This is a genomic window from Methylocystis sp. Se48 (assembly GCF_056269425.1).
Genome location: NZ_CM149850.1, coordinates 2,800,274 through 2,821,101, shown reverse-complemented (window position 1 = coordinate 2,821,101; position 20,828 = coordinate 2,800,274). Strand labels below are relative to the sequence as shown.

The 20,828-nt window shown below is 65.0% G+C and carries 24 protein-coding genes and 1 pseudogene; 18 read left to right on the top strand and 7 right to left on the bottom strand.

All coding sequences use genetic code 11. The features are described 5' to 3' along the window. The first annotated feature begins 381 nt into the window (after positions 1-381). Together ACV959_RS13800 and ACV959_RS13795 are read left to right on the top strand one after the other, a co-directional pair. On the top strand, positions 382-1,197 hold the full coding sequence (locus tag ACV959_RS13800; RefSeq protein WP_475737153.1) for a LuxR C-terminal-related transcriptional regulator: 816 nt from the start codon (positions 382-384) through the stop codon (positions 1,195-1,197). An 88-nt stretch (positions 1,198-1,285) separates the two neighbouring features. After that, on the top strand, positions 1,286-1,561 hold the full coding sequence (locus tag ACV959_RS13795) for a hypothetical protein (protein WP_475737152.1): 276 nt from the start codon (positions 1,286-1,288) through the stop codon (positions 1,559-1,561). Between the two features lie 26 nt (positions 1,562-1,587). Here the strand turns inward: ACV959_RS13795 and ACV959_RS13790 are convergent, their stop codons facing one another. Together ACV959_RS13790 and ACV959_RS13785 are read right to left on the bottom strand one after the other, a co-directional pair. Next, the gene (locus ACV959_RS13790) at positions 1,588-2,382 is read right to left on the bottom strand and encodes a YdcF family protein (protein WP_475737151.1); all 795 of its coding nucleotides are present in this window, start codon (positions 2,380-2,382) and stop codon (positions 1,588-1,590) included. Between the two features lie 96 nt (positions 2,383-2,478). After that, complete coding sequence (locus ACV959_RS13785; RefSeq protein ID WP_475737150.1) at positions 2,479-4,158, bottom strand: electron transfer flavoprotein-ubiquinone oxidoreductase; 1,680 nt, start codon at positions 4,156-4,158, stop codon at positions 2,479-2,481. Positions 4,159-4,289: 131 nt separating this feature from the next. On the opposite strand from ACV959_RS13785, the gene ACV959_RS13780 reads away from it, so the two are divergent. From ACV959_RS13780 to ACV959_RS13750, 7 genes and pseudogenes are all read left to right on the top strand, one after another. Next, entirely contained in the window at positions 4,290-5,279 is a 990-nt protein-coding gene (locus ACV959_RS13780) for an HlyD family secretion protein (protein WP_475737149.1), read from the top strand. A 94-nt stretch (positions 5,280-5,373) separates the two neighbouring features. Next, positions 5,374-6,308, top strand: a pseudogene (locus ACV959_RS13775) (ABC transporter ATP-binding protein). A 74-nt stretch (positions 6,309-6,382) separates the two neighbouring features. Then, positions 6,383-7,483 (top strand): ABC transporter permease, encoded by a 1,101-nt coding sequence (locus ACV959_RS13770; protein WP_475739671.1) that lies wholly within the window; start codon positions 6,383-6,385, stop codon positions 7,481-7,483. A gap of 52 nt (positions 7,484-7,535) precedes the next feature. Continuing rightward, positions 7,536-7,745: a hypothetical protein gene (locus tag ACV959_RS13765; RefSeq protein WP_475737148.1), complete on the top strand. Its 210-nt coding sequence runs from the start codon at positions 7,536-7,538 to the stop codon at positions 7,743-7,745. 19 nt (positions 7,746-7,764) lie between these two features. Next, complete coding sequence (locus ACV959_RS13760; RefSeq protein WP_475737147.1) at positions 7,765-8,202, top strand: hypothetical protein; 438 nt, start codon at positions 7,765-7,767, stop codon at positions 8,200-8,202. A 77-nt stretch (positions 8,203-8,279) separates the two neighbouring features. After that, positions 8,280-8,759: a hypothetical protein gene (locus tag ACV959_RS13755; protein WP_475737146.1), complete on the top strand. Its 480-nt coding sequence runs from the start codon at positions 8,280-8,282 to the stop codon at positions 8,757-8,759. After that, a complete protein-coding gene (locus tag ACV959_RS13750) occupies positions 8,756-9,283 on the top strand; it encodes a hypothetical protein (protein ID WP_475737145.1) in 528 nt (175 codons plus the stop codon). The genes ACV959_RS13755 and ACV959_RS13750 overlap by 4 nt, the downstream gene beginning before the upstream one ends. Before the next feature lie 27 nt (positions 9,284-9,310). Here the strand turns inward: ACV959_RS13750 and ubiA are convergent, their stop codons facing one another. Both ubiA and ACV959_RS13740 read right to left on the bottom strand, forming a co-directional pair. Next, positions 9,311-10,261 carry a 4-hydroxybenzoate octaprenyltransferase gene (gene ubiA, locus ACV959_RS13745; protein ID WP_475737144.1) on the bottom strand — a complete coding sequence of 317 codons (951 nt, stop codon included), beginning with the start codon at positions 10,259-10,261 and terminating at the stop codon, positions 9,311-9,313. Further along, on the bottom strand, positions 10,258-10,713 hold the full coding sequence (locus ACV959_RS13740; RefSeq protein ID WP_475737143.1) for a hypothetical protein: 456 nt from the start codon (positions 10,711-10,713) through the stop codon (positions 10,258-10,260). The genes ubiA and ACV959_RS13740 overlap by 4 nt, the downstream gene beginning before the upstream one ends. 150 nt (positions 10,714-10,863) lie before the next feature. Between ACV959_RS13740 and ACV959_RS13735 the strand changes: the two genes are divergently transcribed. Together ACV959_RS13735 and ACV959_RS13730 are read left to right on the top strand one after the other, a co-directional pair. Further along, on the top strand, positions 10,864-11,616 hold the full coding sequence (locus tag ACV959_RS13735) for a 16S rRNA (uracil(1498)-N(3))-methyltransferase (RefSeq protein ID WP_475737142.1): 753 nt from the start codon (positions 10,864-10,866) through the stop codon (positions 11,614-11,616). Between the two features lie 243 nt (positions 11,617-11,859). Continuing rightward, on the top strand, positions 11,860-12,165 hold the full coding sequence (locus ACV959_RS13730) for a hypothetical protein (protein WP_475737141.1): 306 nt from the start codon (positions 11,860-11,862) through the stop codon (positions 12,163-12,165). 53 nt (positions 12,166-12,218) lie between these two features. Here the strand turns inward: ACV959_RS13730 and ACV959_RS13725 are convergent, their stop codons facing one another. Further along, positions 12,219-13,607, bottom strand: a complete 1,389-nt coding sequence (locus tag ACV959_RS13725) for a glutamate--cysteine ligase (protein ID WP_475737140.1) — start codon at positions 13,605-13,607, stop codon at positions 12,219-12,221. Between the two features lie 281 nt (positions 13,608-13,888). On the opposite strand from ACV959_RS13725, the gene ACV959_RS13720 reads away from it, so the two are divergent. Next, on the top strand, positions 13,889-14,053 hold the full coding sequence (locus tag ACV959_RS13720) for a Flp family type IVb pilin (protein WP_475737139.1): 165 nt from the start codon (positions 13,889-13,891) through the stop codon (positions 14,051-14,053). A gap of 7 nt (positions 14,054-14,060) precedes the next feature. On the opposite strand, the gene ACV959_RS13715 is transcribed toward ACV959_RS13720, so the two are convergent. Then, a complete protein-coding gene (locus ACV959_RS13715; RefSeq protein ID WP_475737138.1) occupies positions 14,061-14,903 on the bottom strand; it encodes a DUF937 domain-containing protein in 843 nt (280 codons plus the stop codon). A 256-nt stretch (positions 14,904-15,159) separates the two neighbouring features. Between ACV959_RS13715 and ispH the strand changes: the two genes are divergently transcribed. The 5 genes from ispH (at position 15,160) to ACV959_RS13690 (ending at position 19,667) form a co-directional block, all read left to right on the top strand. Next, a complete protein-coding gene (ispH, locus tag ACV959_RS13710; RefSeq protein ID WP_475737137.1) occupies positions 15,160-16,128 on the top strand; it encodes a 4-hydroxy-3-methylbut-2-enyl diphosphate reductase in 969 nt (322 codons plus the stop codon). 110 nt (positions 16,129-16,238) lie between these two features. Continuing rightward, entirely contained in the window at positions 16,239-17,204 is a 966-nt protein-coding gene (thrB, locus tag ACV959_RS13705) for a homoserine kinase (RefSeq protein ID WP_475737136.1), read from the top strand. Beyond that, positions 17,201-17,674, top strand: a complete 474-nt coding sequence (gene rnhA, locus ACV959_RS13700) for a ribonuclease HI (protein ID WP_475737135.1) — start codon at positions 17,201-17,203, stop codon at positions 17,672-17,674. Before thrB ends, rnhA begins: the two co-directional genes overlap by 4 nt. 302 nt (positions 17,675-17,976) lie before the next feature. Next, positions 17,977-18,753 carry a pentapeptide repeat-containing protein gene (locus ACV959_RS13695; protein ID WP_475737134.1) on the top strand — a complete coding sequence of 259 codons (777 nt, stop codon included), beginning with the start codon at positions 17,977-17,979 and terminating at the stop codon, positions 18,751-18,753. Next, complete coding sequence (locus tag ACV959_RS13690; RefSeq protein WP_475737133.1) at positions 18,750-19,667, top strand: ROK family protein; 918 nt, start codon at positions 18,750-18,752, stop codon at positions 19,665-19,667. Before ACV959_RS13695 ends, ACV959_RS13690 begins: the two co-directional genes overlap by 4 nt. Here ACV959_RS13690 and ACV959_RS13685 read toward each other — a convergent pair. After that, a complete protein-coding gene (locus ACV959_RS13685; protein WP_475737132.1) occupies positions 19,664-20,026 on the bottom strand; it encodes a hypothetical protein in 363 nt (120 codons plus the stop codon). The genes ACV959_RS13690 and ACV959_RS13685 overlap by 4 nt on opposite strands. 8 nt (positions 20,027-20,034) lie before the next feature. Between ACV959_RS13685 and ACV959_RS13680 the strand changes: the two genes are divergently transcribed. Then, positions 20,035-20,826 carry an NAD kinase gene (locus tag ACV959_RS13680; RefSeq protein WP_475737131.1) on the top strand — a complete coding sequence of 264 codons (792 nt, stop codon included), beginning with the start codon at positions 20,035-20,037 and terminating at the stop codon, positions 20,824-20,826. The last annotated feature ends 2 nt before the right edge of the window (positions 20,827-20,828 follow it).

Genomic DNA, 20,828 nt, shown 5'->3' with positions numbered 1-20,828 from the left:
TATTCTCGAACTGACCAGCTACGCCGCGACGCCGATGGGCATGATCGCGATCATCGTGATCGGCGCCGTCGCCTATTTTGCTGCGCGTTGGGTCTTCACCGACTAATCCAGCGAATTTAGCAGCTTTCCAGGCGCGCCGCGCTGGCCAGTAGCCAGCGGGGCGCGCCTTAATTTTTGTCGGTCGCCTTGTCCACCGCCAGTGCGCCGTGCAGGGCTTGCGTCGCCGCATGCCGCGAGTATTCTGTCTCCGACTCCCACCCCCAATGGGCAGGTGGATAACATGCGCCGCCTCGATCGAATGCGTCCTTTCAGAAGACGCTGAGAGCGGCGCTGTAAAGATTTTCGGCCCTTGCGTTTTTCCGTGACGGCCTGGAGGGGATAATGGCGCCTACCTCATTGATGGGGCTTGAAGATGATCGCGGGGAGCGTATCCGAGCGAGCGCCGCCGCTGAGCCGGGCCGGGGGCGTCCGCGCGGCGACGGCGACGAACGCGCCGAACAGACGGCGGGCGGCGAGCACATCGACGTCGCGATCGCTGACAAGAGCCCGCTGATCCTCGCCGGACTCGAAAAGCTTCTATCTGACGACAAGCGCTTCAATCTGGTTCTGAAGGTCACGGATGGCGAAGAGTTTCTCGAGGCCGCGCGCCAGCAGAAATTCGCGATCGCGGTGATTGGCTGGCAATTGCCGACGCTTCACGCCCGCGACGTCCTGCGCGCCCTGTCGCGTCAGGTTTCGGCGCCCAAGATCGTCGTTTACAGCGGCACCAACGATCCCGCCGCGCCGGCGGAGACGCTACAACTCGGCGGCGCCGGCTTCGTTTCCAAGCGCGCCCCGCCGGAACGCCTCCTCGACGTGCTGGCCGCCGTGGCGGCGGGAGACATGGTTTTTCCCTTCGTCGACATCCGCAAGATGCGCAGCGATCCGCTGGAAAACCTGACGCTGCGCGAGAGAAGCCTGTTGTCCGCGTTGGGCTCGGGGCACACCAACAGCCAACTCGCCAAGGATTTCGGCGTCTCGATCAACACGATCAAATTCCATCTGCGAAATCTTTTCGAGAAGCTCGAGGTGCGCAACCGCGCGCAGGCCATCGCCCTGTTTCTCGAAATGAAGCACGGAACCTGGCCGGCTGGTTCGGGCGGGGGCCGAAACATCGAGCCGACGACCACGACCCGCGGACGCCGCCGGATCGAGTAAGCGGCAAACGCCTTCGATCGCGCGCCGCCCGCGCGGCGCGGAGCCGTCTCGGGGAAGGGATCCCCGCAAACTCGCAGGGACAGGACCGATGGGCGGCGTTCGGGCCAGCGTCATGATCGCGATCGCGGCGCCGTTCGTTTTGACGCTTTGTCTCGCGCCGGCGCCGTATGGCTGGACCCCGCGCTGGGGGCTGAAGGTCTATGGATGTCTCGTCAGCGCGCCGGGCGTCGCCGGCATAATTCTGGCTCCCTGCACAATGAAGACGCGCCTGCTCATCCTGTTGGCTTGCGTTCCGCTCGTCTTCGCGTCCATGCTCGCGCCGCGCCTGGCGGCGAGCTGCGCGCTGTTCAGGGATCGCCTCTGACTCGGGGCGGGACGCCTGTCCGGCGCTCACGGCGCCGGGAATAAGGCGTCGGTCTTGCCGGTCAGCCAATAGGCTGCGAGACCGACCCATTCATGCGTCGCCAGTTCCATGAGAGCGAAACTTTTAGAGGCGCGTCGCGGGACGCCCCAGCTCCAGAGATCGCCTGTCGTGCGGAAATCCACCGGATAGGCGACGACGGGAAATCCCGCCTTGCGGAAAATTCCGACCGAGCGCGGCATGTGCATCGCCGAAGTGACGAGCAGCCAGCGCTCCCCGGGCTTCGGCTGCGCCAGTTCCCGGGTGAAAACTGCGTTTTCGTAGGTGTTGCGCGACTTGTCCTCATAGAGCACGTCGCCATGATCCAGGCCGACCTCGCGCCAGAACCGCCGCACAGCCCCGGCTTCCGTATAGGCCGAGCCGCGCAATGACGCTGTGCCCCCCGTGAAGACGATGCGGGCGTTCGGATATTGCCGCCGGAGCATGATCGGCGCCGTCAGCCGTTCGGCGGCGTCCGCGATCGCCACGCGATTGCGCAGCCCGCTCATGTTCTCGTCGACCGAGCCGCCGAGCACGATGATGCCGTCCGGCGCCGGCCCGTCGTCGGGAGGGAGGGGGAAGCGCGACTCGAGCGGCGCCGCGAGCAGATGCGCAAAGGGCCCGAAACCCATCAGCAGCAGCAGGACGACGGCGCCGTTGGCGAGGATGCGCCCCGTCCGCCTGAAACGCGTGAAGCAGAGCGCCACGCCCAGCGCGCCCGCAAAAAGCGCGAAATGCGTGGGCATTGCGACGGTTTCAAAAATCTTGGACAGAATGAAAAACATGTCGGGCCTCCGTCAAAGGCGCGCATTGGCGCGAGCGGTCCGGGATGAGCTTCTCCCGGATCGCTTGTCGTCGTCCGTCCGCCGCGCGCCGAGACGTCACATGTTCGGATAGTTCGGCCCGCCGCCGCCTTCCGGCGGAACCCAGGTGATGTTCTGGGCGGGGTCTTTGATGTCGCAGGTCTTGCAGTGCACGCAGTTCTGCGCGTTGATCACGAAGCGGGGATCGCTCTTCGTCTCCTCGTCGCCATAGACGACCTCATAGACGCCCGCCGGGCAATAGAGCCGCGCGGGTTCGCCATAGATCGGCAGGTTCCTCTCGATCGGGATCGACGGGTCGGTCAGGCGCAGATGCACCGGCTGGTCTTCCTCGTGGTTCGTGTTCGAGACGAAGACCGAGGAGAGCTTGTCGAAAGCCGGCTTCTGCGTGAGCTTCGGATAGACGATCGGCGTCACTTCCGAGAGCGGCTTCAGACAGGCGTAGTCCGGCTTGCCATGCGACTGCGTGCCGAAGAAGGAGAAGCCGAAAAGCGAATTCGTCCACATGTCGAGCCCGCCGAGCGCCGCGCCGAGATAGGTGCCGTATTTCGACCAGAGCGGCTTGACGTTGCGAACCGGCTTCAGGTCGCGGCCAATCTCGGACGTGCGCCAGGCGCCGTCATAGGCCGTCACCTCGTCATAGGCGCGGCCCTCGCCAAGCGCCGCGGCGACATGGTCGGCGGCGAGAATGCCGGAGAGGATCGCGTTGTGCGAACCCTTGATGCGCGGCACGTTCATGAAGCCCGCCGCGCAGCCGACCAGCGCGCCGCCGGGGAAAACGAGCTTCGGCACGCTCTGCCAGCCGCCCTCGGTGAGCGCGCGGGCGCCATAGGCGATCCGCTCCCCGCCTTCCAGCGTCGGCGCGATCATCGGATGACATTTGAAGCGCTGGAACTCGTCGAAGGGCGAGAGCGTCGGATTCGGGTAGTTGAGATGCACCACGAAGCCGATCGACACGAGCCCGTCCTCGAAGTGATAGAGGAAGGAGCCGCCGCCGGTGTCCGATTGCAGCGGCCAGCCGAAGGAATGCTGCACGAGGCCGGGCTTGTGCTTTTCCTTGGGGATGCGCCACAGCTCCTTGAAGCCGATGCCGAACTTCTGCACGTCGCTGTTCTTCGCGAGATCGTATTTGACGATGAGCTCCTTGGTCAGCGAGCCGCGCGCGCCTTCGGCGAAGAGCGTGTATTTGCCGCGCAACTCCATGCCGCGGGTGAAGCTGTCCTTGGGTTGACCGTCGCGGCCGACGCCCATGTCGCCCGTTGCGATGCCGAGCACTTCTCCCTTGTCGCCGTAGAGAATTTCGGCGCCTGCGAAGCCCGGATAAATCTCGACGCCGAGGCCCTCGGCCTCCGCAGCGAGGAAACGCACGACATTGCCCAGCGAGCCGATGAAATTGCCGTGATTGTTCATCAGTTTCGGCATCAGGGCGTTGGGGAGGCGGAAGCCGCCCGTCTCGGAGAGCACGAGGAAGCGGTCGTCGTGCACCTGCGTCTTCAGCGGCGCGTCGTCGCGGTTGCGCCAGTCGGGCAGCAGCCGGTCGAGGCCGATCGGGTCGATGACCGCGCCGGAGAGAATATGCGCGCCGGGCTCGGAGCCTTTTTCGATGACGACGACGGAAAGATCGGGCGCAACCTGTTTGAGGCGAATCGCGGCGGCGAGGCCGGCGGGGCCGGCGCCCACGATCACCACGTCGTAGTCCATGCCTTCGCGCTCGGGCAATTCCGTAATCTCTTCAGACATTTCCGATCCCTTTTCGCGTCCTTTTCGCGACTGCGTCAATCCACTGTAGCCTTTTTGTGGGCGGCGCGCCAAAAGGAGATTGGCGCGCGGGGCGGAGACGCTGGCGCGCGAGCAGGAGGCAGCGGCGGACGATGAGACGCGCATTCGCGATCGCGGCGGTCCTTGTCCTCGTCGGCGGCGTCGCCGTCTGGCGGATGACGCGCGACAATGGGGCGTCTGCGAGCTTCCTTGGCTATGTGGAGGGCGAGACGCTCTACATCGGCCCGACGGAAGGCGAGCGGGTCGAGAGGCTCGCCGTTGAGTCCGGAAGCGTCGTCGAGAAGGGCGACCTCATCTTCGTCATGGCGACCCCGCTCTTGGACCGGCAACGCGAGGAGGGCGCCGCGCGCATCGCGCAGATGGAGGCGCAACTCGCCAACGCCCGCGCGGCGATGAACAGGCCCCAGCAGATCGCCGTCCTCGAAGCCGCGGTGGAGCGCGCCCGCGCGTCCCTTGTCTACGCCGAGGGGGACTACAAACGCCAGAAGGCCCTCTACGCCAAGGGCGACGCGTCGAAGGCGACCCTCGATCGCGCCGCGATGACGCTCTCGCGGGACAGGGCGTCGCTCGACGAGGCCGAAAAGCAGGTCGCTGCGGCCCGGATGCCGAGCCGCACCCAGGAGATCGAGGCCGCCGAGGCGGCGTTGAAGCAGGCGCGGGCGCAACTCGCCCTGCTCGATGTGCGGATCGCGCGGCAAAGCGTCCGGGCGCCGGCGTCGGGCGTCGTGCAGGACATCTATTTTCGCCCCGGCGAAATGGTCAACGCCGGCCAACCGGTGGTCGCGCTGCTGCCGCCCGAGAACCGCAAGGTGCGCTTCTATGCGTCGGAACCGAAAATGACGCTCGTGAAGCTGGGAAGGGAGGTGAAGGTGAACTGCGACGGCTGCGCCGACGATCTCTACGGCCGCATTTCCTACGTGGCGAGCCGCGAGGAATATACGCCGCCGGTAATCTTCAGCGACGCCGAGCGCGCGAAGCTCGTCTTCAAGGCGGAGGCGCGGCTCGAGGGAAAGGCGCGGGAATTGCCGCTCGGACTGCCGGTTTCGGTGAAGCTGCTTCCGGAAGCGGGGGCGGCGAAGTGACCCGCCCGCTCGACGCTTGTTCGCCGCGCCTGCGCGCGTCCTTGTCGAGACGGGCGCTCGCGCCCGGCCGCGACGGGTGAGCGGCGCGCGTTTCATGTCCGACCAAGCCGCGCCCGACATCGCGATCGACGTCAAAGGCCTCACAAGTCCTTCGGCGGCAAGAAGGTCGTCGACGATTTCACCCTCACCGTCGCGCGCGGACATATCCAGGGCTTTCTCGGACCCAACGGCAGCGGCAAGACGACGACGATCCGCATGCTCTGCGGCCTGCTCACGCCCGACTCCGGCGAAGGCCGCTGCCTCGGCTACGACATCCGCAGGCAACAGGCGGAGATCAAGCGCCATGTCGGTTATATGACGCAGGGCTTTTCGCTCTATCGCGACCTCACCATTCGGGAGAATCTCGAATTCGTCGCCCGCATCTACGGGCTTGAGGCGCCCGAGGACGTCGCGCGGGCGGCGCTGGACCGGCTCGGACTGGCCGCGTGCGCGGACCAACTCGCCGGGGAATTGTCCGGCGGCTGGAAACAGCGGCTCGCGCTCGGCGCCTGCATCCTCCCTGGCCCGTCGCTGCTGCTGCTCGACGAGCCGACCGCCGGCGTCGATCCGAAGGCGCGGCGCGATTTCTGGGACGAGATCCATCAGCTTGCGACGGAAGGCCTCACCGTCCTCGTCTCGACGCATTACATGGACGAGGCCGAGCGCTGCCATGAGATCGCTTATATTCTCGACGGAAGGCTGCTGGTTTCGGGCGCGATCGACACCATCGTCGCGAATGCGAATCTCTCCACCTGGGTGGTGACGGGCGAGGGGCTCGACGCGCTGTCGGCCGAACTGAAGCACGCGCCCGGCGTCGACATGGTCGCGCGTTTCGGCGCGGCGCTGCACGTCGGCGGCCGCGACGCGGCGGAGATGGAGGCGGTCGCGCGACGCTTCGCGAATGGCGCGCATCGCTGGCGGCGCGATGAAGCCACTCTCGAGGACGTTTTCATCGACCTGATGACCCGCAACCGTCGGAGCGCGCCGTGAGCGCAGGGCGCGCAGACCCGCACAAGCCCCGCCGGCGCGGCCCGCTGGCCCAGTCATGGCAGCGTCTCGTCGCCATGTTCGTGAAGGAATTCATTCAGCTGTGGCGCGACCGGGCGACCTTCGCGATGATCATCGGCATTCCGCTGATCCAGCTCCTGCTCTTCGGCTACGCTATCAACACCGATCCCAAGCATCTGCCGACCGCCGTGCTCGTCTCCGACGACGGGCCGCTCGCCCGCGCCCTCGTCGGCGCGTTACGCGCCACGGATTATTTCGACATCAAATATGCCGCGCGAGGCGAAGAGGACGCGGACCGCCTGATCCTCTCCAACAGGGCGCAGTTCGTCATTCAGATTCCGCCGGACTTTTCGCGCCGTCTGGTGCGGGGCGAGCGGCCCTCGGCGCTCATCGTGGCGGACGCCACCGATCCGACCGCGACCGCCGGCGCCGTTGCGGCGGCTCTCGGCGCGGCGGCGCAGGCCCTGGCTCGCGACCTTGCAGGGCCGCTCGCCGCGCGCGCGCAGAACGCGCCGCCCTTCGATCTTCAGATCCAGCGCCGCTACAATCCGGCGGGCGAGACGCGGCGCAATATCGTGCCGGGACTGATCGGCACCATTCTCACGATGACGATGTTGATGTACACGGCGCTTTCCGTCACGCGCGAAGTCGAGCGCGGCACGATGGAGGCGCTGCTCGCCATGCCGGTGAAGCCCGTCGAGATCATGCTCGGCAAGATCGCGCCCTATGTCGTCGTGGGAGCGGTGCAGATGGCGACCATCCTGATCGTCGCCTCGCTGCTCTTTCACGTGCCGATCGCCGGCTCGCTGATCGTGCTCGGCCCGCTGACGCTGCTCTTCATCGTCGCCAATCTGTCGATGGGTTACACGCTGTCGACGATCGCCGTGAACCAGCTTCAGGCGCTCCAGATGACCTTTTTCTTCTTCCTGCCGAGCATGCTTCTGTCGGGATTTCTCTTTCCCTTTTACGGCATGCCGGTCTGGGCGCAATATCTCGGCGAGGGGCTGCCGCTCACCCATTTCTTGCGCATCGTGCGCGCGGTGATGCTGAAAGGGTCGGGTTTCGGCGATCTGGCGGCCGACGCCGGCGCTTTGGCGCTGTTTGCGCTTGTCGCCATGAGCATTGCGGTTATGCGTTTCCGTCAGACTCTGGACTGAATCGTTGACGCGGCGCGCCACGCGCCTAACATTGAGGCAAATGGAGGCAGTCATGTCCGAGCCCGACGCCGATCCGGTGACGCGCTTCAACAATATCCTCAAGGTGGCGGCCATCCTCGCGCTGCTGCTCGGGAGCTACAATCTGTGGTCCTTTTTCAACAGCAGCCGCTATCAGGCTTTGTGCAACGCCTCCTATTGGGAGATGAACAGGAGCCAGCTCGACTCCTGTCTCGACGTCAAGAGAGAGCTCGACGGCAAATAAGGGACGGAAGAACATGGTCATGGCCAGAACGCTCGCCCTCGCCGCCATTGGCGTTCTTGCCGCCTCGCCATTTGGCGCGCCTGCCGTCGCCTCGGAGATTCACCTCGATTGCGAGCGCTCGAACCAGACGGCGATGGTCGACGTCGACACCGACCGACAGTTTCTTCAGATCATGTGGAGCGAGGGCGTCGCGGAGGAATACAAGGAGGGCGACTCCTACATCTCCGGACCCGACAAATACGGCCGCAAGGAAAAGGTCGTCTATCTCGTGAAGGTCGACAAGAACCTCATCACCTTCGGCACGGATCGGCTCTGCATGGAGGATGGCGCAAAGAAGTGCTCTGAGCAGCACGTGCGCAACACGCTCGACGTCAATCGCGGCGAAATGAAATATGACAATGGCGACGAGATCGCCGTGCTGGCCTGCCATCCGGCGCCGCCGGGGCGGCGGTTTTAGCAGTTGCTGTCGTCAATCGATCATGGAAAAAAATTGTATAGCGTTCAAGCAAAATCAGACACAGCGGAGGTAATTCTATGGCTCTTGAGCCGATCTCTACTTCAAATATTATTTCAATAGCACAGATAGGTGTTGTTATTGTTGGTTTCTTTTTTACTTATAAGAGCATAATGATTGCGGCTGCAAGTCTTAAAACAGCGTCGGATAGTCTCAAGCTCTCAACGGCTAATGCACAGGCTCAGTTATTTAATCAGATGGTGATTCAAGGTCGAGATCTGCAATATAAGTTCATGGACATATATTTTGTAGGGGACACCGATGAGGATAAAGAAAGTCGCAAAAAGATTTACATGGGATCGCTAATAAGTTACTATTCAGCGTGCTTTGCATTACGGAGCGTGCTCGCTCTACCGCAGTCAGTCGTCAAGATGCTAGATGAAGATTTGCGAGAAGTGATGCGTCAAGAGCCGTTTCGGAAGCATTGGGATAGTGTTGCGCATTTGCACTCCGCAGATTTTGTAAATTATGTTGATTCGATAAAGGGGTTCAGGCTATGACCTTCTTTGCTAATTCTGGGATCGCGTTTCCCAATCTTGAAGTGGCGACGAGTGAGGTGGGTAAGCAGTCGCTGAAGGCTGCGTCGGACCTCTTTGGCGTATTGGCAGATATAGAGGGGTCGTCGGAAGGGGGGGCGCGTGTCAACGAAATCGAACGCCTCAAGAAAACTGCTTCAGCATTTCGAAGTGCTGCGAAAAGGTACAGAAATATAGCGCTTGAGACCGATGCGCAGCCGGTTGAAAGGCTTTCTCCTTCAGAACTTGATTTTTTATCAATCGAGAGACAGGATTACTATCCTTATGCAGAACTATACCTGTTTAATCGATACGTAACTATAAAACTTCTCTACGAGGAACTTGCTCGGAGATTAGATTTTATAGCAGATAGAATTGATTCCATTATCCCATTGGAAGCTAAAATAGCCATGGCGCCCTCTGTATTTGCGCTTATGACTGAATGGAACAAAGCGAGTGTGTTGGCGAGGGTTATTGCGGTCGTGAATAGGCGCAGAGAAGCCGAATAATTCCGGGGCAGATACAGGTATACTTGGTTACATCTGAGTTAGTAAGCTCTGCAGGAAGAATCCGCTGAAAAGCAGCAGTCCCGCGTCGCGATTCGAGCGGAACAGCATCAGCGCCGTTCCCGGCGGGGCATTCTCCGCCGTCAGGATCGTCTGCCAGGCGAGATGGACGCCATAGGCCACGACGCCGAGCCAGGAAAAGGCGCCGCCGCCGATGGCGTAGGCTGCGAGCGCCGCGAAGAGGAAAGACCCCGCGTAAAGACCGCCCACCGCCTGTTTGACCCGCGCGCCGAACAACCGCGCGGTCGAGCGGACGCCGGCGATGGCGTCGTCGCGAACGTCCTGCAGCGCGTAGATCGTGTCGAAGCCAATCGTCCAGAGAATGCAGCTGGCGTAGAGCAGCATGGCGGGCGGATCGAGCGCGCCCGTCTGCGCCGTCCAGCCGAGCATCGCGCCATAGGCGAAGGCGAAGCCGAGGATCGCCTGCGGCCAGGAGGTGAAGCGTTTTGCGAAAGGATAGACGAGCACGATCAGGGGCGAGAGAAAGCCGAGCGCGATCGTGTAGCCGTTGAAGGAGAGCAGCACGGCGAGGCCGACGAGACATTGCGCCACGATGAACCAAAGCGCAGCGCGCGGGGAAACGCGGCCGCTCGCAAGGGGACGGCCGCGCGTGCGCGCCACCTTGGCGTCGATCTCGCGGTCGACATAGTCGTTGTAGGTCGAGCCCGCGCCGCGCATCACGACGGCGCCGACGAAGAAGAGCGTCAGATGCCAGAAGTTCGGTCCGCGGTGCAGCGCGGCGGAGGCGAGCGCGCTCGATTCCCAGCAAGGAAGCAACAGAAGCCACCAGCCAACTGGCCGGTCGAGCCGTGCAAGCTGAATATACGGCCGCACGCCCGATGGCGCGTATCGCCACAGCGGATGGCTCGTTACGGCGTCCGGTAGAGCGGCGTCCTCGCCGCCGCCGCGCAAGAGGCTCACAGCGGGCCAGAGGGCAGCTTGGGCGGCGGCGCGCCCATCCCCCCGCCATTGGCGGCCTGTTCGCGCTGTTGCTGCATCATCTGCTTCATCTTCGCCGCGACCGTGCAAGCCTGATTGGCGAACGCCTTCGTCTTTGCGCCAGCCTGTTTGAAGCTGTCGACGACATTGTCCGGAATGTTGCACCAGTCCTTGTTCTTGGTCATGTAGCCCAGCATCTCGTTCTCGATGCCGACGAGCTTTTTCGCGGCCGGGCAGGCGGCGTTCGGGTCCATCTTGCCCTTGCCGGCCTTGCCGAGGCTATTGAGAACCTGGATTTGCGCCATGCGCCGCTGGGTCAGCTTCTGGAAATCCTCCTGGCACGACTGGGCGCGCGCCGCGCCTGCGCCAGCGACGAACGCCAGCAGCGCAAGGCCCGCGACGATGCGCGAGGAGGAGACGGCGCTGATCTTCATGACTCTTACGATCCGCTCTCGAAAGGATCTTCGTGTTAGCAGCAGGCTTGCCCCCCACGCAAGTTTTGGCCAACCTGTCTGCGAACAAAGCGGCTGCTTCATGGCGGCCGGAAGGCGGCGGGGCTTCGCCGCGCCACACGGGTCGCCCTCTTGTCACATTACGATTTTTCCGCGCAACGTCTCTTCGTGGAGGACGCGCTCGCTCCCGGCGCCCTCCTGGCGCCGCCGCCGGAGGCAGTGAATTATCTTCTGAACGTCCTGCGTCTGCGCGAGGGCGACGCAATCATCGTCTTCAACGGGCGTGACGGCGAATTTCTCGCCCACCTCACGGAAACGACGCGGCGATTCGCGCGGCTTAGCGTCGAGCGGCGGTTGCGCGACCAAACGCCGCGCGCAGACCTTGATTACTGTTTCGCGCCGCTCAAGCAGGCGCGCCTCGATTATATGGCGCAGAAGGCGACGGAAATGGGCGCAGGCCGACTCGTTCCCGTCATCACCCGCCGCACGCAGGTGCGCCGCGTCAATTCGGCGCGACTGCGCGCCAACGTCGTCGAGGCCGCGGAGCAATGCGGCGTTCTCGCCGTGCCGGAGGCGCCCGAGGCGGTGGATCTGCCGGAATTTCTCTCGTCCTTTCCGGCGGAGCGTCTCCTCGTGTTCTGCGACGAGGATGCGCCAATCGCCGATCCCATCGCGGCGCTGCGGGGCCGATCGGGAGCGGGGACGAGCGTGCTGGTCGGCCCGGAGGGCGGCTTCGACGACGAGGAGCGCGCCGCGATCGGGCGGCTCCCGAACGTCGTCAGAATATCGCTTGGACCCCGCGTGCTGCGCGCGGACACGGCCGCCGTGGCGGCGCTCGCCATCGTCCAGGCGACCATCGGCGACTGGGGCGGTAACTCCTTGTGAACTCCGGCTTAACCAAACCTTTCTGCGTTCACTAAAAATAAATTGTCCTGTCGTTTCATGGTTTCGCGGCCGGCTGATCCGACGGTCGCGACACGATGCTGCCACGATGTTTGGCTCTAGTGTCGGCAGGGAGGGACGCGCCGCTGAGTTTGCGGCGTCGAAGCGTCCGCTGCCTTCCAGAATTGGGCTGAGATTGCGGCGTCCGCGACGGGCGTCGCGATCGGAACAGAGGCTGACCGCCACATGAAGTTTGCCGATTTCCGCCCCTTTGCGCCTCTCGGCCTGCCGGCCGCCATGGCGCTCGCTGCGTCGCTCTCGGCAAGCCCCGCGTCGGCGGAGACCTCGAATCAGTGCGCCCGTTACGGCGCGGATTACGTCGCTGTCGCGGGGTCGACCGGTTGCGTGAAGATCGGCCGCCACGTTCGCGTGGATCTGACGCGCGCGCCCGTCGCGCCGATGGGCTACGCCCCGACGGCGGACGGGGTGCAGCGCACGTCGCACCTCCAGCCGATGGCGCCTTTTGGCCTGAACGAGCTGTTCCCGCGCTGAGCGCGGCGCAGGGCGATGAAAAAATCCCGCCGGTTTCGGCGGGATTTTTTTGTTCAGAGCGGGATGACGCAATCCGTGAAGGCGCCCTCGACCGAGCGGCCCCAGGGGCCTTCGTAAAGGTCGAGGCGCCGCTGGGCGAGGGTGCGGCCTTCCTCGACGATCTGTTCGAGCGGCGCGAGATAGATGGTCTCGTCTTCGCCCCGCGCGTTCTTCTGCGCGCGCCGCTTCAGGCCGCCGATCGCGAGATCGAGAACGTCGCGCGCCACGTCGCGAACCCTGCGGCCGTCGATCATGGCGTCGAGCGCGCGCGCCGGCACGTCTTCCCGCAGCTTCTGGCGCGCGTCGGCCGACCAGCTCTTCGTGAGCTGGCGAGCCTGGTCCAGCGCGGCTCCATCATAGAAAAGGCCCGCGAAAAGCGCCGGCAGCGCCGTCATATGCGCGCGCGGTCCGCCGTCGGCGCCGCGCATTTCGAGATAGCTCTTGAGGCGCACCTCGGGGAAGATCGTCGAGAGGTGGTTCGCCCAATCCGACATCGTGGCGCGTTCTCCGGGCATTTGCGGGAGGCGTCCGTCCAGGAGGTCGCGGAAACTCGCCCCCGCCACGTCGTGATAGACGTCGCCGCGCTTGACGAAATACATCGGCACGTCGAGCGCATAGTCGACATAACGCTCGAAGCCGAACCCGTCCTCGAAGACGAACGGCAACATGCCGGTGCGATCCGGGTCCGTGTCGAGCCAGATGTAGGAGCGCTGCGACAGCCGCCCCGTCGGCGCGCCGTCGAGGAAGGGCGAGTTGGCGAAAAGGGCGGTGACGACCGGCTGCAGGGCGAGGCCGACGCGAAGCTTTTCGACCATGTCCGCTTCGCTGACGAAATCGAGATTGGCCTGGATCGTCGCCGTGCGAAACATCATGTCGAGGCCGCGCGATCCGACCTTCGGCATATAGGCGGCCATAATTTTGTAGCGCTGCTTGGGCATGATCGGCGTCTCGGCGCGCGACCACTTCGGGCTGCAGCCGAGATCGAGAAACGCCACGCCGAGCGGACGGGCGACGGCGCCTACCGCGGAGAGATGCGCGTCGAGCTCCGCCGCCGTGGCGTGAATGTCGGGAAGCGGCGCGCCGGAGAGTTCGAATTGCCCGCCAGGCTCGATCGAAATGGCCGCGCCGCCATCGGTCTGGGCGAGGCCGATGAGCGCGTCGCGATCCAGAATCGGCTCCCAGCCGGTCGCCTCGCGCAGGCCCTCCAGCAGCGCGCCGACGCCGCAGCGGTCGCCGACGCAATGGTAAGGGACCGGCGCATGGGCGTCTGCGTAAAAGGCGATTTTTTCATGTTCCGTGCCAATCCGCAGCGGCGCGCCGGAGGTCTTGCAACCCGTCGCCAGCGTCTCCACGAGCGCGTCCCGGGACGCGATCGGCGTCGAGTCAGTTACGTCGCGAGCCATGTTTAGACAGAATTTTCCATAAGAAGCGATCGACGCGGCCAGGGCGGCCGCAGCGAGCGGGGAAAGAGACGGCGGCGCGTCACGAGCCGGAGCGCGAGAGAGCGCTGGGTTTCCTGCGTTCAGCGCCGATGGATTGCCGGAAAAGCGGCGCCGGCGCAAGTGCGGCGGGCGCCCGCCGCGCCATCGCCGCGGCGACCCCCCTTCCAGATCCCTCGAACGCAGGCGCGGCTATTAAAACTTTTGACAGGTTTGCGGCTTACATTTCCAGCCATGGAGGGCCGATGCTCAGGTCGATGCGCAAATTCTTCCGGGACGAGAGAGGCGCAACGGCCCTCGAATATGCGACGATCGCCATCATGGTGTCGATCGTCATCATCGCAGGTTCGACCGCCATCGGGACCAAGCTGTCCACCCTCTACTTCGGAAAGCTCGTCGGAAACTTCTAACGCTTCGTCAGCGCTTGCCGAGTATTTGCCCGAGAATGCTTTCGAGATCGCTCGGCGCCTGACCGGCCGGGCGATTTGCGGCATTCTGCCCGACCTGCAGCGTCTTCTTGATCTCTTCTATCGCCGCCTGAATCGAGGCCTGATCCATTCCAGAGGGCAGGGAGGACGGGGCGCCGCCGCCCAGTCCCGCGTCCGCGTCGAGCGGTCCGCCGCGTTCGGAAGGGCCGCCGCCCGGAGGCGCGCGGCGCCCGCCGAGCAGCGAGCCGAGGAGTCCGCCGAGAAGGCCGCCCAGTCCGCCGCCCGCCGCGCCCCCGCGGGGCGCGGGCGCCGGCTGCGGCGCGGGGGCTCCGCCGCCGCCGAGCACCTGTCCGAGAATGTCGCCGAGCGCGCCGGAGTTCGCGAGCTGGCCCAAGATGCCGCCGAGCCCCTTCTCATTGATCGATTTGGTGAGGCCGCTGAGCAGGATCGAGGCGAGAACGGGCAGGAGCTGGGCGAGAATGTCGGGGCGCACGCCGGATTCGCGCGCGGCGGCCTGAAGCACCTGACCCGTCGCCGCCGGCGAACCGAAAAGATCGGAAAGCAGGTCGCGCCCCAATTCCATCGCCTCGTCGCCATGCGCGGCGTCCGGCTCGTCGAAGAAGGCGTAACGTTCGGTCTGCGCGAGCGCGCCCAGGGTCTTCTGGAACGCCTCCGGCTCCTCCGCCGCGCGGTTGAGGCCGATGGCGAGCGCCGGGGCGAGCGCCTTGATCGCGCTTTCGATCTGCTCCTCCGAAAGGCCGAAGCGCTGCGCCAGAGTGGCGACGAGCTGCCCGCCCAGAGCCGACGATAGGATAGAGTCCATATCCGACATGCGCTTCCTCCCGGGACCAGTTTTCGAGGGGCGTTCGTCTCCCGCCTCTTTAGGGAACCATGCTAACCGAATGTCGTCGGAACCGATAGCCCGTCCGTCGCGCGGCCGCCGGCGGCTTGACAGACTCCGGCGGCCGCGACATCACTTCCGCCAACCGACGCCAGATAACGGCGGACGCCCTCGACGGTCGTGCGCCCGGCGGATCGCCCAGCAGTCGCCGGCGCGCTCGCGCCGCCCCTTTGCCGAAGGCGCCCAAATGAACGCTCAGCCTGGCCGCATCAAGCCGCCGCTCAAGATTCTCCTGTGTTCTCCGCGCGGTTTCTGCGCCGGCGTGGTTCGCGCCATCGATGCTGTGGAGCGCGCCATCGCGAAATATGGCCCGCCGGTCTATGTGCGCCACGAGATCGTGCACAACCGCTACGTTGTCGAATCCCTAAAAGCCAAGGGCGCGGTCTTCGTCGAGGAGCTGGACGAAATCCCGAACACGGACGCGCCGGTGATCTTCTCTGCGCATGGCGTCGCCAAATCCGTCTCGGCCGATGCGCAGGAGCGCAATCTGCTTGCGATCGACGCGACCTGTCCGCTCGTGACAAAGGTGCACCGCGAGGCCGAAATCCACTGGAAGCGCGGCCGCCGCGTGCTGCTCGTGGGGCATTCCGGGCATCCCGAGGTCGTCGGCACCATGGGCCAGCTGCCGGAGGGCGCAGTGATCCTCGTCGAATCCATCGACGACATCAGAGATCTGAGCTTCGACGACGAGGCCAATCTCGCCTATGTTACGCAGACGACGCTCTCGCTCGACGATTCGCAGGAGATCGTCGCCGCGCTGACGAAGCGCTTCCCGGCCATCGTCGGCCCGCACAAGGAAGACATCTGCTACGCGACGACGAATCGTCAGGCGGCGGTGAAGGAAGTCGCTCCGCATGTCGACGCGGTGATCGTCGTGGGTTCGCCAAATTCCTCCAATTCGCAGCGCCTGCGCGAAGTCGCGGAGCGCGCCGGCGCGCCCGCCCAGCTCGTGCAGGGGAAGGGCGAGATCGACTGGACGATCTTCGGCAATATTTCTTCGCTTGGCATTACGGCGGGCGCCTCGGCCCCGGAGGTGCTTGTGGAGGAAATCATGGACGCTTTCGCCGAACGCTATGAGGTGACGGTCGAGACCGTTTCCACCGCGGACGAGAGCGTCTCCTTCCCGCTGCCCAAGGAATTGCGGGCGATGGCGTGAGGACGCGGCCGCCTCGGGCCGCGCCTCGCCAGCCGCCGCGTCGGATGCTATAGGCGCCCGATCCACCCCTTTCGTCCGATGCGGTCGTCTCGCAGGGATGTCACTGAGCAATGGCCGTATACACGCAGGTCGACGACGCCGAGCTGATCGCCTTCCTCGCGACCTATGACCTCGGCGAACTCCTGTCCTGCAAGGGCATCGCCGAGGGCGTCGAGAATTCCAATTATTTTCTCCACACGGGCGCGGGGAGCTTCATCCTCACGCTTTACGAAAAGCGCGTCGCGGAGGCCGATCTTCCCTTTTTTCTGGGGCTGATGGAGCATCTCTCGCGGCAGGGCGTCACATGCCCCCAACCGGTGAAGAACCGGGCGGGGCAGGCGCTGGGCCGGCTCGCGGGCCGTCCCGCGGTGATCGTCACCTTTCTCGAGGGCTATTCGGTCCATCACCCCGAGCCGGTCCATTGCGCGGCGCTCGGCGCGGCGCTGGCGCAGCTTCATCTCGCGGGTGCGGGCTTTCCGATGCGCCGCGCCAATGCGCTGTCGGTCTCTGGCTGGCGTCCCCTCTTCGCGCCGGCCGCCGCGCGCGCCGACGACGTCGCCGAGGGACTGGGCGAAACGGTCGAATCGGAACTCGCGCACCTGGAGCGCAACTGGCCGGACGAGCTGCCCGGCGGCGTGATCCATGCGGATCTCTTTCCCGACAACGTCTTTTTCATTGGCGACCGGATCTCGGGGCTGATCGACTTCTACTTCGCCTGCACCGACGCCTTCGCCTATGATCTTGCGATCTGCCTCAACGCCTGGTGTTTCGACGACAGCCATTGCTACCAGCCGGAGAAAGGCATGGCGTTGCTCGACGCCTATCGCGGCTTGCGCCCGCTCTCGCGCGCCGAGATCGAGGCCTTTCCGCTGCTCGCGCGCGGCGCTGCGATCCGCTTTCTGCTCACCCGATACGTGGACTGGCTGAACGTGCCGAAGGGCGCGCTAGTGCGCCCGAAGGACCCGCGCGAATATCTCGCCAAACTGCGCTTCCACCGCGGGGTCGCCGATGCGCGCGCCTATGGCCTGAGCCTGTGACGAAACGCGTGTCGATCTGGACGGACGGGGCTTGTTCGGGAAATCCCGGCCCCGGCGGCTGGGGCGCGATCCTGCGCTTCGGCGACCGCGAGAAGGAACTCTCCGGCGGCGAAGCGCTCACCACAAACAACCGCATGGAGTTGACGGCCGCGATCATGGCGCTCGAAGCGCTGACGCGGCCCTGCGCGGTCGACCTCTACACCGACTCGCAATATGTGCGCGGCGGCGTGACCTCGTGGCTCAAGGGCTGGAAAGCGCGCGGCTGGAAGACCGCCGACCGCAAGCCGGTGAAGAACGTCGAGCTGTGGCGGCGGCTGGAGGCGGCCGAGGAACGCCACGATGTGACGTGGCACTGGGTCAGGGGCCATTCCGGCGACGAGATGAACGAGCGCGCGGACGCTTTGGCGCGCGCGGGCATGGCGCCGTTTCAGGCGCGCCGCGGAAAGGCGGCGGGGGCGCCCCTTGTTTAAGGCGGGCGGGCGCCTATGTCTTTGATCAGACCCAGGACTCTCTTCTCTATCCCTAGGGGCGCGGTTTTCGCCGCGCCCCATTTTGCGTCCGCCGACGCGCGCAAGGCCGGAGGATCCGGTCCGTTTCGAGGTGCGGCCGCCGGCGCCAGGAAAAACTGCACGCGCCCGGCGTCTTCCATTATGATCGAAACGAAACGCGCAACGTCGGCGACGCGACGAGAAATCGTGCGCCCCGCCGCGTCGAGCGGAAAAAAATGGATTCAACAAGCAAGGGCGCCGGCCGGCGCCGCAACGCGAGAGGCATGAACATGCGGGTCTTTGCGCGGGCCGCTCTGGCGGCGCTCCTTCTTTCTCCCGCGCCCCTTCGCGCACAGGACATGCTTCAGGGCGTCGACCTGTCGCAGGCCGCCTATTCCCAGTCGGAAATGACCCGTGCGGAGGTCGAGGCGGCGGTGAAGGCCGGCAAGACCGACTTTTCCGGCAAGAGCCTGAACGGCCTCGATCTTTCGGGGCTCGATCTCTCCCGCGCGAACTTCCGCGCGGCGCGGCTCAACAAGGCGCGCCTTTCGGGCGCCAAGCTCGACGGCGCGATCCTCGATCAGGCCTGGCTGCTCGAAGCCGATCTGACCGGCGCGTCGCTCCAGGGCGCCCATGCGTTCGCGTCCCAAATGCAGCGCGTGCGCGGCGACGGCGCCGATTTTTCCGGCGCGCGGGTCGCGGGCGACCTCACGGGCGCCTCCCTGCGCGGCGCGAAATTCAACGGCGCGGATCTGTCGGCGGATATGAAGAATCAGTCGATGGGCTTGATGCGCGCGGTGCTGCGGTCCGCGATTCTCGAGGGCGCGCAATTGCGCAAGGCCAATCTCATGAGCGCCGATCTGCGTTTCGCGCACGCCGCCGGCGCTGATTTCACCGGCGCTAATCTCGTGAATGCGGACGCCTCGGGCGCCGATCTCTCCGGCGTCCTTCTCGCCGGAGCGGCGACGAAGGATTTCGATGTCGATTCCGCCCAGATCGACGGCGCGGCCGAGGACGCCCTGCGACAAGCGCAGCATCTCGACCGCGCGCGACGCAAATGAGCTTCGAGTCCATCCGCATCGGCGTCGACCTCGGGGGCACGAAAATCGAGGCGATCGCGCTGGACCCGTGCGGCGAGGTTCTCGCCCGCCGCCGCGTTGCGACGCCAGCGGAGGATTATTCGGAAATCGTGCGCGCCATCGCCGCACTCGTGCGCGACATCGAGATGGAGACCGACCGGCGCGGCATGGTGGGGGTTGGCGCGCCGGGCTCGATCTCGACCCATACGGGTCTGGCGAAAGGCTCCAACACGCAGGTCGTCAACGGGAAGCCGCTCGATCGGGATCTCGCGCGGGCGCTGGGCCGGCCCGTCCGCGTCGAGAACGACGCCAATTGCTTCGCGCTCTCGGAAGCCGTCGACGGCGCGGGACAGGGCGCCCGCGTGGTTTTCGGCGTCATCCTCGGCACCGGCGTCGGGGGCGGGATCGTCGTCGACGGAAAAATCCTCTCGGGCCGCAATCATATCGGCGGCGAGTGGGGGCATGCGCCGCTGCCATGGATGACGCGCGACGAATATCCCGGCCGCCGCTGCTTTTGCGGCCACGACGGCTGCATCGAGACCTTTCTATCCGGGCCGGGGCTGGCGCATGATTACCGCGCCCGCGTCGGCGCCGTCGCGACAGGCCGGGATATCGCCGCCCGCGCGCAAGCGGGGGAGGCGGCCGCGCGCGCCTCGCTCGATGCCTATCGGGACCGGCTGGCGCGGGCGCTCGCCATGGCGGTCGATATTCTCGATCCGGATGTCATCGTTCTGGGCGGGGGCGTGTCGAACGTCGACTATATTTACGAAGGGCTGACGGAGCATGTCGCCCGCCATGCCTTCTCGGACGCGCTGGACACTCTGATTCTGCGCAATGTTCACGGGGATTCGAGCGGCGTGCGCGGCGCCGCCTGGCTTTGGCGCGACGAGAGCTAGCGCCGGATGGGTCGCACCCAGCGCTCAATCTGCGTTTGCGCGGCCTGGGCCGTGTAATTGATCCCGCGCCAGGCGGCCCGGGTTGTGTCTCCGTTGAAAAACTGTTCGTCCATCGTGATGAAGGCCGCGAGAAAACTCGCGATGAAGGCGATTTTCGACATGCCGACCAGGGCTCCGGACCCCTCCTCGGATTGATCATCCGCAGTGATAAATCGACTGAATTTAACAAGATTTTCCAATTCAATTAAAATTGCGTTCATTTGGCGTTTTTTTCGCCGCCCCGTTTTCGACGGCGGCGCGGCGGTGTATGCGAGTCGCTCGAAGCCGCGCCCTTCGTCGCGCCGGCGCAGCAGGGACATCCGTCGCGATGGGCGCATCCGGTGACGCCGCCAATACGGTCAAGAAGCTCGCCTTTCTTTCCTCCGGCACGCCAGAGGCGGAGGAGTCGCGCCGCCGGCTGGCGGAAAAATATGGCGACGTCCCGCCGGAGGAGGCCGATTGCATCGTCGCGCTCGGCGGCGACGGGCTGATGCTGCGCACGCTTCACCGCTACATGGATTCCGGCAAGCCGATCTATGGCATGAACCGCGGATCCGTCGGCTTTTTGATGAACCAGTATCGCGAGACGGGACTGCGCAAGCGCATCGCCGACGCCAAGCCGTCGATCATTCATCCGCTGCTGATGCACGCCACCAATGTGCATGGCGACGAATTTTCCGCACACGCCATCAACGAGGTGTCGCTGCTGCGCCAGACCTCGCAGATCGCCAAGCTTCGCATTCTCGTCAACGGGCAGGAGCGGCTTCCCGAACTCATCACCGACGGCGTGCTGGTGTCCACGCCGGCGGGCTCCACGGCCTATAATCTGTCGGCGAACGGTCCGATTCTGCCGCTAGACGCGCCGCTGATGGCGCTCACGCCGATTTCCGCCTTCCGTCCCCGCCGCTGGCGCGGCGCCCTGTTGCCCGATGCGGCGAAGGTCAGGATTGAGGTGCTGGAATCGGCGAAGCGGCCGGTTTCCGTCGTCGCCGACCATGACGAGTTCCGCGACCTCGCTTTCGTCGACATCGAGATGGACCACAGCGCCAATCTCGTGCTGCTGCACGACCCCGGCCACTCGCTGGAGGAGCGGATTTTGCGCGAGCAGTTCGGCTATTGAGG

Bases quoted from the DNA above. Each gene is read 5' to 3' on its own strand.
- ACV959_RS13800 (WP_475737153.1), top strand. From the start codon at position 382: ATGGCGCCTACCTCATTGATGGGGCTTGAAGATGATCGCGGGGAGCGT.
- ACV959_RS13795 (WP_475737152.1), top strand. From the start codon at position 1,286: ATGGGCGGCGTTCGGGCCAGCGTCATGATCGCGATCGCGGCGCCGTTC.
- ACV959_RS13790 (WP_475737151.1), bottom strand. From the start codon at position 2,382: ATGTTTTTCATTCTGTCCAAGATTTTTGAAACCGTCGCAATGCCCACG.
- ACV959_RS13785 (WP_475737150.1), bottom strand. From the start codon at position 4,158: ATGTCTGAAGAGATTACGGAATTGCCCGAGCGCGAAGGCATGGACTAC.
- ACV959_RS13780 (WP_475737149.1), top strand. From the start codon at position 4,290: ATGAGACGCGCATTCGCGATCGCGGCGGTCCTTGTCCTCGTCGGCGGC.
- ACV959_RS13770 (WP_475739671.1), top strand. From the start codon at position 6,383: ATGTTCGTGAAGGAATTCATTCAGCTGTGGCGCGACCGGGCGACCTTC.
- ACV959_RS13765 (WP_475737148.1), top strand. From the start codon at position 7,536: ATGTCCGAGCCCGACGCCGATCCGGTGACGCGCTTCAACAATATCCTC.
- ACV959_RS13760 (WP_475737147.1), top strand. From the start codon at position 7,765: ATGGCCAGAACGCTCGCCCTCGCCGCCATTGGCGTTCTTGCCGCCTCG.
- ACV959_RS13755 (WP_475737146.1), top strand. From the start codon at position 8,280: ATGGCTCTTGAGCCGATCTCTACTTCAAATATTATTTCAATAGCACAG.
- ACV959_RS13750 (WP_475737145.1), top strand. From the start codon at position 8,756: ATGACCTTCTTTGCTAATTCTGGGATCGCGTTTCCCAATCTTGAAGTG.
- ACV959_RS13740 (WP_475737143.1), bottom strand. From the start codon at position 10,713: ATGAAGATCAGCGCCGTCTCCTCCTCGCGCATCGTCGCGGGCCTTGCG.
- ACV959_RS13730 (WP_475737141.1), top strand. From the start codon at position 11,860: ATGAAGTTTGCCGATTTCCGCCCCTTTGCGCCTCTCGGCCTGCCGGCC.
- ACV959_RS13725 (WP_475737140.1), bottom strand. From the start codon at position 13,607: ATGGCTCGCGACGTAACTGACTCGACGCCGATCGCGTCCCGGGACGCG.
- ACV959_RS13720 (WP_475737139.1), top strand. From the start codon at position 13,889: ATGCTCAGGTCGATGCGCAAATTCTTCCGGGACGAGAGAGGCGCAACG.
- ACV959_RS13715 (WP_475737138.1), bottom strand. From the start codon at position 14,903: ATGTCGGATATGGACTCTATCCTATCGTCGGCTCTGGGCGGGCAGCTC.
- ispH (WP_475737137.1), top strand. From the start codon at position 15,160: ATGAACGCTCAGCCTGGCCGCATCAAGCCGCCGCTCAAGATTCTCCTG.
- thrB (WP_475737136.1), top strand. From the start codon at position 16,239: ATGGCCGTATACACGCAGGTCGACGACGCCGAGCTGATCGCCTTCCTC.
- ACV959_RS13695 (WP_475737134.1), top strand. From the start codon at position 17,977: ATGAACATGCGGGTCTTTGCGCGGGCCGCTCTGGCGGCGCTCCTTCTT.
- ACV959_RS13690 (WP_475737133.1), top strand. From the start codon at position 18,750: ATGAGCTTCGAGTCCATCCGCATCGGCGTCGACCTCGGGGGCACGAAA.
- ACV959_RS13685 (WP_475737132.1), bottom strand. From the start codon at position 20,026: ATGTCCCTGCTGCGCCGGCGCGACGAAGGGCGCGGCTTCGAGCGACTC.
- ACV959_RS13680 (WP_475737131.1), top strand. From the start codon at position 20,035: ATGGGCGCATCCGGTGACGCCGCCAATACGGTCAAGAAGCTCGCCTTT.